At 69.8% G+C, this 10,451-nt stretch carries 10 protein-coding genes; all 10 read left to right on the top strand.

The features are described from left to right. Positions 1-889 (top strand): sugar ABC transporter ATP-binding protein (locus tag ASG00_RS18380; protein WP_235559548.1); only part of this gene is annotated, 889 nt, incomplete at its 5' end. After that, on the top strand, positions 886-1,908 hold the full coding sequence (locus ASG00_RS11885) for an ABC transporter permease (protein ID WP_056209844.1): 1,023 nt from the start codon (positions 886-888) through the stop codon (positions 1,906-1,908). The genes ASG00_RS18380 and ASG00_RS11885, both read left to right, overlap by 4 nt. Further along, entirely contained in the window at positions 1,905-2,957 is a 1,053-nt protein-coding gene (locus tag ASG00_RS11880; protein ID WP_045246459.1) for an ABC transporter permease, read from the top strand. The genes ASG00_RS11885 and ASG00_RS11880 overlap by 4 nt, the downstream gene beginning before the upstream one ends. A 59-nt stretch (positions 2,958-3,016) precedes the next feature. Then, positions 3,017-4,054 (top strand): rhamnose ABC transporter substrate-binding protein, encoded by a 1,038-nt coding sequence (gene rhaS, locus ASG00_RS11875; protein WP_045246458.1) that lies wholly within the window; start codon positions 3,017-3,019, stop codon positions 4,052-4,054. 64 nt (positions 4,055-4,118) lie between these two features. Beyond that, positions 4,119-4,496 carry an L-rhamnose mutarotase gene (locus ASG00_RS11870; RefSeq protein ID WP_045246457.1) on the top strand — a complete coding sequence of 126 codons (378 nt, stop codon included), beginning with the start codon at positions 4,119-4,121 and terminating at the stop codon, positions 4,494-4,496. After that, entirely contained in the window at positions 4,493-5,659 is a 1,167-nt protein-coding gene (gene rhaI, locus ASG00_RS11865; protein WP_045246456.1) for an L-rhamnose isomerase, read from the top strand. The genes ASG00_RS11870 and rhaI overlap by 4 nt, the downstream gene beginning before the upstream one ends. 163 nt (positions 5,660-5,822) lie before the next feature. Next, a complete protein-coding gene (locus tag ASG00_RS11860) occupies positions 5,823-6,419 on the top strand; it encodes a DeoR/GlpR family DNA-binding transcription regulator (protein WP_327037514.1) in 597 nt (198 codons plus the stop codon). A gap of 53 nt (positions 6,420-6,472) precedes the next feature. Then, positions 6,473-8,509: a bifunctional rhamnulose-1-phosphate aldolase/short-chain dehydrogenase gene (locus ASG00_RS11855; RefSeq protein ID WP_056209838.1), complete on the top strand. Its 2,037-nt coding sequence runs from the start codon at positions 6,473-6,475 to the stop codon at positions 8,507-8,509. Then, positions 8,506-9,951, top strand: a complete 1,446-nt coding sequence (locus tag ASG00_RS11850) for a rhamnulokinase (RefSeq protein WP_056209836.1) — start codon at positions 8,506-8,508, stop codon at positions 9,949-9,951. The genes ASG00_RS11855 and ASG00_RS11850 overlap by 4 nt, the downstream gene beginning before the upstream one ends. A gap of 8 nt (positions 9,952-9,959) precedes the next feature. After that, a partial coding sequence (locus ASG00_RS18375) for an alpha-hydroxy acid oxidase (protein WP_235559547.1) occupies positions 9,960-10,451 on the top strand: 492 nt, incomplete at its 3' end.

Below are 10,451 nucleotides of genomic sequence, written 5' to 3'. Positions count from 1 at the left end.
CTTCGCACTCTGCGACACCGTCACCGTCATGCGCGACGGCGCCTACATCGCGACCAGCGCGATCGCCGACACCACCGTCGACGCGATCGTTCGTCAGATGGTGGGACGTGAGATCACCGAGCTGTTCCCCAAGCAGCCCGCCGAGATCGGCGAGCCGCTGCTCGAGGTGGAGCATCTCACCAGCCCCGGCGTCTTCCAGGACATCTCGTTCACAGTGCGCGCCGGCGAGATCGTCGGCCTCGCCGGCCTCGTGGGTGCCGGGCGCAGCGAAGTCGCCCGTGCCGTGTTCGGCGTGGACCCGTACTCCGCCGGCACCGTGAAGCTCAAGGGCAAGATCGTGCCCTCGGGCCGCCCGACGGCGGCCATGCGTGCCGGCCTCGCCCTCGTCCCCGAAGACCGCCGCAAGCAGGGACTCGTCGTCGAGTCGGGCGTCGGACAGAACATCACGCTCGCCATCCGCCGCCGGCTCACGAAGTTCGGACTGCTCACTCAGCGTGCCGAGAACCGTGCCGCACGCGAATGGGCGTCGCGCCTCGAGGTGAAGACCCACGCCCTCGACACCGTCGCCGCGACCTTGTCGGGCGGCAACCAGCAGAAGGTCGTGCTCGCGAAGTGGCTCGCCACCGAGCCCACCGTGCTCATCATCGACGAGCCCACGCGCGGCATCGACGTCGGCACGAAGTCCGAAGTGCACCGCCTTCTCTCCGAGCTCGCCGGCCGCGGCATGGGCATCCTCATGATCTCGTCCGAGCTTCCCGAGGTGCTCGGCATGGCCGACCGCGTGCTTGTCATGCGCGAGGGTCGCCTCACCGCCGACATCGCCCGCGCCGAGGCCACCTCGGAGAACGTCATGCACGCCGCCACCCACGCTCCGGAGCACGCCCGATGACCACCACCAACATCCCCGTCTCGGCCGTGTCGAGGACGATCGGTCGCCTCGGTCGCGCACGTGAGTTCGGCATCCTGCTCGCCATCGTGCTCGTGGTCGCCGCCGGCACGGTGAAGAACCCCAGCTTCCTGTTCAGCTCCGACGGCTGGCGCGACCTGCTCCTCACCCCGTCGATCCTGCTGCTCGTCGCCGTCGGACAGGCGATCGTGATCATCACGCGCAACGTCGACCTCTCGGTGGGCTCCGTGATCGGTCTCACCGCGTATCTCACCGGCCGGCTGTTCAGCGACATCCCCGGAATCCCGATTCCGCTCGTCGTGCTGATCGCCGTCGCGGCGGGCGCGGTTCTCGGACTCGTCAACGGAGCTCTCGTCGCCTTCGGCAAGGTTCCCGCGATGGTGATCACGCTGGGCACGCTCTACGCCTACCGCGGCATCGGCGTCGTCTGGGCGGGCAGCAACCGCGTGAACGCCTCCGACATGCCAAGCTCGTTCCTCGGGCTCGGCACCGGGCAGATCCTCACGATCCCGATCCTCACGATCGTCGCGGTCGTCGTCCTCGGGATCGCCGCGTGGTACCTGCGCAACACCCGGGGCGGGCGCGAGTTCTACGCCATCGGCTCCGACCCCGCAGCCGCGCACCTGTACGGACTCCGGGTGACCCGTCGCATCCTCACCGCCTTCATCCTCTCGGGAGCACTCGCGGGCCTCGCGGGCGTCTTCTACGCCGCGCGCTACGGCACCGTCGACTCCCAGGCCGGCACCGGCTGGGAACTCCAGGCTGTCGGCGCCGCGGTCGTCGGTGGCGTCGCGATCGTCGGCGGTGTCGGCACCGTATGGGGTGCCGCCCTCGGCGCCGTGCTGCTGCTGACCATCAACCGTGCGCTTCCGGTGCTCGGCATCCCCGACTTCTGGCAGCAGGCCGTCGTCGGCGTCCTCATCATCGGCGCGATCGTGCTCGACCGCGTCCTGGCCGTGCGACAGAAACGGCGTCTCATCGAAACGAGGGACCAGGCATGACCGCCCCCACCACCACTGCCACCGTGCGGGTCGTGAAGAACTACGACAAGCCGTTCTGGCGCCGCGTGCTGCTCTCGCGTGAGACGGCGATCGTCGTGCTCCTGATCGCCGTGGCGATCGTGTCGGCCTCGACCGTGCGCGGGTTCAACCAGCCGCTCACCCTCACCTTCCTCCTGCTCGACGTCGCGCCGATCCTTCTGATCGCACTGCCGATGACCCTCATCATGATCACCGGCGAGATCGACCTGTCGGTGGGAAGCATGGTGGGTCTGTCGAGTGTGACGACCGGAGTGCTCGTGCAGGCGGGGGCCCCGTTCGGGGTCGCCGCCCTCGCGGCGCTCCTCGTCGGCGTCATCGGTGGCGCGATCAACGGCTTCCTCGTCACCGTCGTCGGGCTCCCCTCCCTCGCCGTGACGATCGGAACCCTCGCGCTGTTCCGAGGTCTTGCGGTCGGCCTACTGGGCACCACCGCCGTCACGAGCTTCCCCGTCGAGTGGACAGCGCTCGCGAAGGCGAAGATCGCGGGCACCGCGATCCCGTACATCATCGTGCCGTTCCTCGTGCTCCTGGTGATCTTCGCGCTGCTGCTGCACTTCACCCCCTTCGGTCGCGGCGTCTACGCGATCGGCCTCTCGAAGGACGCCGCCCGATTCTCGGGCGTGCACGTGGAGCGCACGAAGTTCGTGCTGTTCGTGCTCGCGGGCGTCGTCTCGGCCTTCGCGGGGATCTTCTACACGCTGCGCTTCGGCAGTGCGCGCGGCGACAACGCCACCGGGCTCGAGCTGCAGGTCATCGCCGCGGTCGTGCTCGGCGGGGTGTCGGTGTTCGGCGGTCGTGGCCAGCTGTACGGCGTCATCGCCGCCGTGCTGCTGATCGGCACGCTCTCCAGCGCCCTGCGCCTCGTGAACGTCACCTCCGACGTCATCAACATCATCACCGGCACGCTGCTCGTGCTCTCGGTGATCGGCGCGAGCGTGCTCGCGTTCCTCCAGTCCCGGCGCCGCCGACCGGCGCCGACACCCACCGTGGCGGCCTCCGCAGCTTCATGAGCCCGCACGACCAGCCGACGACGTCCCGTCGCGGCGCCACCCATGAAAGGAAACGAACAATGACGTTTGCACCCAAGCGCGTCCTGGCCCTCGCGGCTGTGGCCGTGACGGCGGCGCTGGCCCTCACGGCCTGTGCCGACACCGGCTCGTCGTCGCCGACCAGCGGCTCGAGCGGCGGCAGCGGCAACCTGTCGATCACGTTCCTGCCGAAGAACCTCGGCAACCCGTACTTCGACACCTCGGCGAAGGGCGGCCAGGCCGCGGTCGCCGAGTTCGGCGGCACCTTCAACCAGGTCGGCCCCGCGCAGGCCTCGCCCGATGGTCAGGTCAGCTACATCAACACGGCCACGCAGCAGGGCGTGGGAGCGCTCGTCGTCTCGGCGAACGACCCGAAGGCCATCTGCGACTCGCTCAACCAGGCCCGCTCCGCGGGCGTCAAGGTCGTCACCTTCGACTCGGACACCGAGACCTCGTGCCGCGACATCTTCGTCAACCAGGCGACGTCCGACGGCATCGCCAAGGTGCAGGTCGACCTGATCGCGAAGCAGATCGGCGACTCGGGTGAGATCGCGATCCTCTCGGCCGCGGCGAACGCGACCAACCAGAACGCGTGGATCGACAAGATGAAGGCGCTGCTGGCCAGCGACCACCCGAACATCAAGCTCGTCGATGTCGTCTACGGCAACGACGACGACCAGACCTCGTTCGACAAGACCGCCGCTCTGCTCCAGGCCCACCCGAACCTGAAGGGCATCATCTCGCCCACGACGGTCGGTATCGCCGCCGCGGCTCGCTACCTGTCGACGTCCGCCTACAAGGGCAAGGTCGCGCTGACCGGTCTCGGCACCCCGAACCAGATGCGGGCCTACATCAAGGACGGCACCGTCACCTCGTTCGCACTGTGGAACCCCGAGGACCTCGGCTACCTCGCGGCCTACGCCGCCGAGGCGCTCATCAAGGGCGAGATCACGGGCAAGCAGGGCGACACCTTCACCGCCGGCAAGCTCGGCAAGTTCACGGTCGGCGCCGACGGCACCGTGCTGCTGGGCGACCCGTTCGTGTTCGACGCCAGCAACATCGACAACTTCAACTTCTGATCTTGTCTCCCCTCCCGGCCGGCCGCCCCGTGCGGCCGGCCGTGCCACCCGAAAGGACCACCCCATGCCACGCGTGAGCTTCGAGCTGCGGATCGACCCCGCGCGCCTCGACGACTACCTCGCACGGCACTCCCCCGTCTGGCCGGAGATGCTCGCCGAGATCGCGGCATCCGGTCGTCGCAACTACTCGCTCTTCCTCGGTGAGGGCGGCAGGCTCGTCGGCTACTACGAGGTCGACGACGACGTGGCCGCGCAGGCGTACCTCGCGGCATCCGAGATCGCCACCCGCTGGGAAGCGGAGATGGCCCCCTTCTTCCTCGGTCTCGACGGGCGGCCCGACCAGGCCGCGACCGCACTGACCGAGATCTTCCACCTCGAGGACCAGCTCGCCGAGAGCGGCTCCTCGCCCGTCCCTACGACCGCAGAAAGCCGCGCACAGTGAGCATCCTGACTCCCGCCGTCCGCTCCACTCTCGAGAAGCAGGCCATCGAGCTGCCCAGCTGGGCGTTCGGCAACTCGGGCACCCGTTTCAAGGTGTTCACGACGCCGGGCACCCCGCGCGACCCGTTCGAGAAGATCTCGGATGCCGCGCAGGTGAACCGTCTGACCGGCCTCGCCCCCGCCGTCGCCCTGCACATCCCGTGGGACCTCGTCGACGACTGGAGCGCCCTGCGGGAGCACGCGGCATCCGAGGGCGTGACCCTCGGCACCGTCAACTCCAACACCTTCCAGGACGACGACTACAAGTTCGGCGCCCTCACCCACGAGGACGACCGCATCCGCCGGAAGGCGATCGACCACCACCTCACCTGCATCGACGTCATGCACGAGACGGGGTCGCGCGACCTGAAGATCTGGCTCGCAGAGGGCTCGAACTACCCCGGCCAGAACGACATGCGCGCCCGCCAGGACCGCCTGCAGGACTCGCTGCAGCAGATCTACGCCCACCTCGGCGACGAGCAGCGTCTCGTGCTGGAGTACAAGTTCTTCGAGCCGGCGTTCTATCACACGGATGTCCCGGACTGGGGTACCTCCTACGTGCAGGTCGCGGCGCTCGGCGACAAGGCGATGGTCTGCCTCGACACGGGCCACCACGCGCCCGGCACGAACATCGAGTTCATCGTGATGCAGCTGCTGCGCCTCGGGAAGCTGGGGTCGTTCGACTTCAACTCCCGCTTCTACGCCGACGACGACCTGATCGTGGGCGCCGCCGACCCGTTCCAGCTCTACCGGATCCTCAGCGAGGTCATCCGCGGCGGCGGGCTCGACAACCCCGACGTGGTCTTCATGCTCGACCAGTGCCACAACATCGAGAACAAGATCCTGGGTCAGATCCGCTCGGTGCTGAACGTGCAGGAGATGACCGCGCGTGCGCTGCTCGTCGACCGTGAGGCGCTGGCCGCCGCGCAGACCGCGAACGATGTGCTGGCCGCCCAGGCCGTCTACATGGACGCGTTCTACACCGACGTGCGTCCGGCTCTCGCCGAGTGGCGCGAGGGTCGCGGGCTTCCCGCCGACCCGATGGCCGCCTACCTCGCCTCCGGCTACCAGGCCCGCATCGAGGCCGAGCGCGTCGGCGGCGTGCAGGCCGGCTGGGGCGCCTGACCCACCCAGACCCGTCGGGGAGATCGCACCGCCGATCGCGGTCTCCCCGGCGCACCACACCGAACCGATACGCTCAGGCCCCATGGCTGGATTGCTCGGAGAAGAACGACGGGCGCTTCTGCTCGCCATCCTGCATCGCGATGNCCTCGCCGCCGAGGGCGCCGTGCGCCGGGTGCGCGGCGGTGCGGTGGCGGCGATCACGCCCCGCCCCTTCGAAGAGCGCCGGGCCACGCGCGGCGCTCAGAAGGCCGTGCTGGCCCGCAAGGCCGCCGAGCTCGTCCCCCGCTCGGGGGCGGTGGCGATGGATGCCTCGTCGACGACCGGCGTGCTGCTCGCCCATCTTGCGGAGGCCGACGATCTGCTGGTCGTCAGCAACTCGGTCGAGAACGCCGCCACGGCACGACAGATCGCGGGCGTCAGGTCGATCCTGGTCGGCGGCGAGCGCGAGGACCGCACCGGCAGCTACGTCGGTCCGTTCGCGACGCGCGCCGTGGCCGCGGCGACCTACGCCCGCTTCTTCACCTCGGCGGCGGCGATCGATCTGCGCGGGTCGAGCGAGGTGACGGCCGAGGAGGCCGCCATGAAGTCGGCGTTCGCGGCGGCGGCCGATGAGACGGTGCTGCTGATCGACTCCTCCAAGCTCGGCGATCGTGCGCTGGCGTCCGCGCTCGACTGGTCGCAGATCGATCTGCTCGTGACCGATCTCGCCGCGGACGACACCCGTCTCGATCCGTATCGCCCTCTGGTGCAGATCGTCTGATTTTGTTATCTTTTGTTTGATCTCACAGAAGAGAACACGAACAGGATCACCGAATGTCGAACTCCGCCGCATCCGAGCTCATCGCCCGCAGCAACCGTCTGGGCGCCGACCCCAAGAACACGAACTACGCGGGCGGCAACACGTCCGCCAAAGGCACGGCGACAGACCCCGTCACCGGCGAGCCCGTCGAGCTGCTGTGGGTGAAGGGATCCGGCGGCGATCTCGGCACGCTCACCGAGTCCGGTCTCGCCGTGCTGCGTCTTGACCGCATGCGCGCGCTCACCGAGGTCTACCCGGGCATCGACCGCGAGGACGAGATGGTCGCGGCCTTCGACTACTGCCTGCACGGCAAGGGCGGCGCGGCCCCGTCGATCGACACCGCGATGCACGGCCTCGTCGACGCCCCGCACGTCGACCACCTGCACCCCGACTCGGGCATCGCGATCGCAACGTCCGCCGACGGACCCGCCCTGACCGAGAAGATCTTCGGCGACAAGGTCGTCTGGGTGCCGTGGCGCCGCCCCGGCTTCCAGCTCGGACTCGACATCGCCGCCATCAAGGCCGAGAACCCGCAGGCCATCGGCACGATCCTCGGCGGCCACGGCATCACCGCGTGGGGCGAGACCTCCGACGAGGCCGAGCGCAACTCGCTGTGGATCATCGACACCGCGGCCGCCTACATCGCCGAGCACGGTGCCGCGGAGCCGTTCGGAGCCGTCGTCCCCGGCTACGAGCCGCTGCCGGAGGCCGAGCGCCGCGCGCGCGCCGCCGCCCTCGCCCCGACCATCCGCGGCCTCGCCTCGACCGACCGGGTCGTCGTCGGCCACTTCACCGACAGCGAGCCGGTGCTCGACTTCCTCTCGCGCGAGAAGCTCCTCCCCCTCGCCGGTCTCGGCACGAGCTGCCCCGACCACTTCCTGCGCACGAAGGTCAAGCCGCTCGTGCTTGACCTTCCGGCCACCGCGACGCTCGAGGAGCAGCTGGCCCGCCTCGCCGAGCTGCACGTCGAGTACCGCGCCGACTACCAGGCGTACTACGACGCGCACGCGACATCCGAGTCGCCCGCCATCCGCGGCGCCGACCCGCTCATCGTGCTCGTGCCGGGTGTCGGCATGTTCAGCTACGGAGCGAACAAGCAGACGGCCCGCGTCGCCGGCGAGTTCTACGTCAACGCGATCGGCGTGATGCGCGGCGCCGAGGCCCTCTCGACCTACACCCCCATCTCCGACGCGGAGAAGTTCCGCATCGAATACTGGGCGCTCGAGGAGGCCAAGCTGCAGCGCCTGCCGAAGCCGAAGACCCACCAGGGCCGCATCGCGTTCGTCACGGGAGCGGCGTCGGGCATCGGCAAGGCCATCGCGACCCGTCTCGCCGCCGAGGGCGCCTGCGTCGTGGTCGCGGACCTCGACCTCGAGAAGGCGCAGGCCGCCGCCGCCGAGCTCGGTGGATCGGATGTCGCGATCGGCGTCGCCGCCAACGTCGCCGACGGCGCCGCCGTGCAGGACGCCATCGATGCCGCCGTGCTCGCCTTCGGCGGCATCGACCTCATCGTCAACAACGCCGGCCTGTCGCTCTCGAAGCCGCTGCTGGAGACCACCGAGAAGGACTGGGACCTGCAGCACGACGTGATGGCCAAGGGCTCGTTCCTCGTGTCGAAGGCGGCCGCGAAGGCGCTCATCGACCAGAAGCTCGGCGGCGACATCATCTACATCTCCTCGAAGAACAGCGTGTTCGCCGGTCCGAACAACATCGCCTACTCGGCGACCAAGGCCGACCAGGCCCACCAGGTGCGCCTGCTCGCCGTCGAGCTCGGCGAGCACGGCGTGCGGGTCAACGGCATCAACCCCGACGGCGTCGTGCGCGGCTCCGGCATCTTCGCCTCGGGCTGGGGCGCCAACCGCGCCGCGACCTACGGGGTCAAGGAGGAGGACCTCGGCCAGTTCTACGCGAACCGCACGATCCTCAAGCGCGAGGTCGTGCCCGAGAACGTCGCCGACGCGGTGTACGTGCTCACCGGCCCCGAACTCAGCCGCACCACCGGTCTCCACATCCCCGTCGACTCGGGCGTCGCCGCGGCGTTCCTGCGATGACGTCAGCGGTCTCCGGCGGCCACGTCGCCGCCATCGACCTCGGCGCCACGAGCGGCCGGGTCGTGCTCGCGCACGTGAGCGGGAGCGAGCTGCGGGCCGAGACCGTGGCGCGCTTCCCGAACACCCCGGTGCGCACGCCCGACGGGCTGCACTGGGACGTGCTCGGGCTGTACGGGGCGGCCGTGCGCGGCCTCGGCGATGCGTTCCGGCAGGCGCCGGGCATCGCCTCCATCGGCATCGACTCCTGGGCGGTCGACTACGGTCTGCTGCGCAACGGCGTGCTGCTCGGCAACCCGTACCACTACCGCGACGAGCGCACCGCACGCGGGGTGCTCAGTGTGCACAGCCGGATGCGGCATCCCGATCTCTATCGCCGCAACGGCCTGCAGTTCCTGCCGTTCAACACGCTCTACCAGTTCGCCGCGGAGCGCCGCGACGTGCTCGACCTCGCCGACACCGCGCTGCTCATCCCCGATCTCGTCGCGTACTGGCTGACCGGCCAGGCCCGCACCGAGCTGACGAACGCATCGACCACCGGGCTCCTGCGGGTCGACGACCAGCGTCTCGACGACGACCTGTTCGACCGTCTCGGGCTGCGCCGCTCGCTGCTCGCGCCGCTCATCGCCCCGGGCGAGAGCTACGGCGTGCTGCTGGACGAGGTGCGGGTCGAGATCGGTGCGCCCGGCGCGGTGCCGGTCACGGCGATCGGCTCGCACGACACCGCCTCGGCGGTGGTCGCGGTGCCGATGGCGGATGCCGCGGCATCCGCCTACATCTCGTGCGGCACGTGGGGTCTGGTGGGCCTCGAGCTTCCCTCGCCGGTGGTCACCGACGCCGCCCGGGAGGCCGGCTTCACGAACGAGGGCGGCGTGGACTCCCGCGTGCGGTTCCTGCACAACGTGATGGGCCTGTGGATCCTCAGCGAGACCGTGCGCGGCTGGGAGGCGAAGGAGGGTCATGCGATCGACCTGCCGACGCTGCTCGACTCGGCCGCCGAGGTGCCCGCGGCATCCGTGCCGGTCTTCGACGTCGACGACCCGCGGTTCCTGCGCCCCGGCGACATGCCCGGCCGAATCGACGCGTGGTGCGACGAGCACGGCGTGCGACCGCCGCGCACCCGCGCCGAGTACGCCCGCGCGATCGTCGAGTCGCTCGCCGACGCGTTCGCGCGCAACGTGCACACCGCCGCGCAGCTCGCGGGGGTCGATGTCGCGACGATCCACATCGTCGGCGGCGGCGCCCTGAACACCCTGCTGTGCCAGCGCACGGCGGACCGGTCGGGACTCGTCGTCGAGGCGGGTCCCGTCGAGGCCACCGCGCTCGGTAACGTTCTCGTGCAGGCCCGCGCGGCGGGCTTCGCCGCCGGCTCCCTCGAGGCGCTCCGCGACCTCGTACGGCGCACCCATGCGCCGCTTCGTTACACCCCGACCGCGACCTCCTGAGGAGAGACATGGTTCAGCGTCAGCTTCCCAACCCGGCCGAGCTGCTCGAACTGATGCAGTTCAAGAAGCCGTCCTTCGACCTCAAGAAGCGTCGGCTCGAGTCCGCGCTCACGATCGCGGATCTGCGCACGATCGCGAAGCGCCGCACCCCGAAGGCCGCCTTCGACTACACCGACGGCGCGGCCGAGGGCGAGCTCTCGCTCGCCCGAGCCCGCCAGGCCTTCGAGGACATCGAGTTCCACCCGCGGGTGCTGCGTCCCGCCGAGTCCGTCGACACGTCGGTCGACGTGCTCGGCGGGCCATCCGCCCTGCCGTTCGGCATCGCCCCGACAGGGTTCACGCGCCTGATGCAGACCGAGGGTGAGATCGCCGGCGCCGGAGCGGCCGAGGCCGCCGGCATCCCGTTCACCCTCTCGACCCTCGGCACCACCTCGATCGAGGGAGTGAAGGCGGCGAACCCGACCGGACGCAACTGGTTCCAGCTCTACGTCATGCGCAAC

It is taken from the genome of Microbacterium sp. Leaf351, assembly GCF_001423825.1.
Taxonomy (GTDB): domain Bacteria; phylum Actinomycetota; class Actinomycetes; order Actinomycetales; family Microbacteriaceae; genus Microbacterium; species Microbacterium ginsengisoli.
This window is presented reverse-complemented; position numbering and strand designations above follow the sequence as displayed.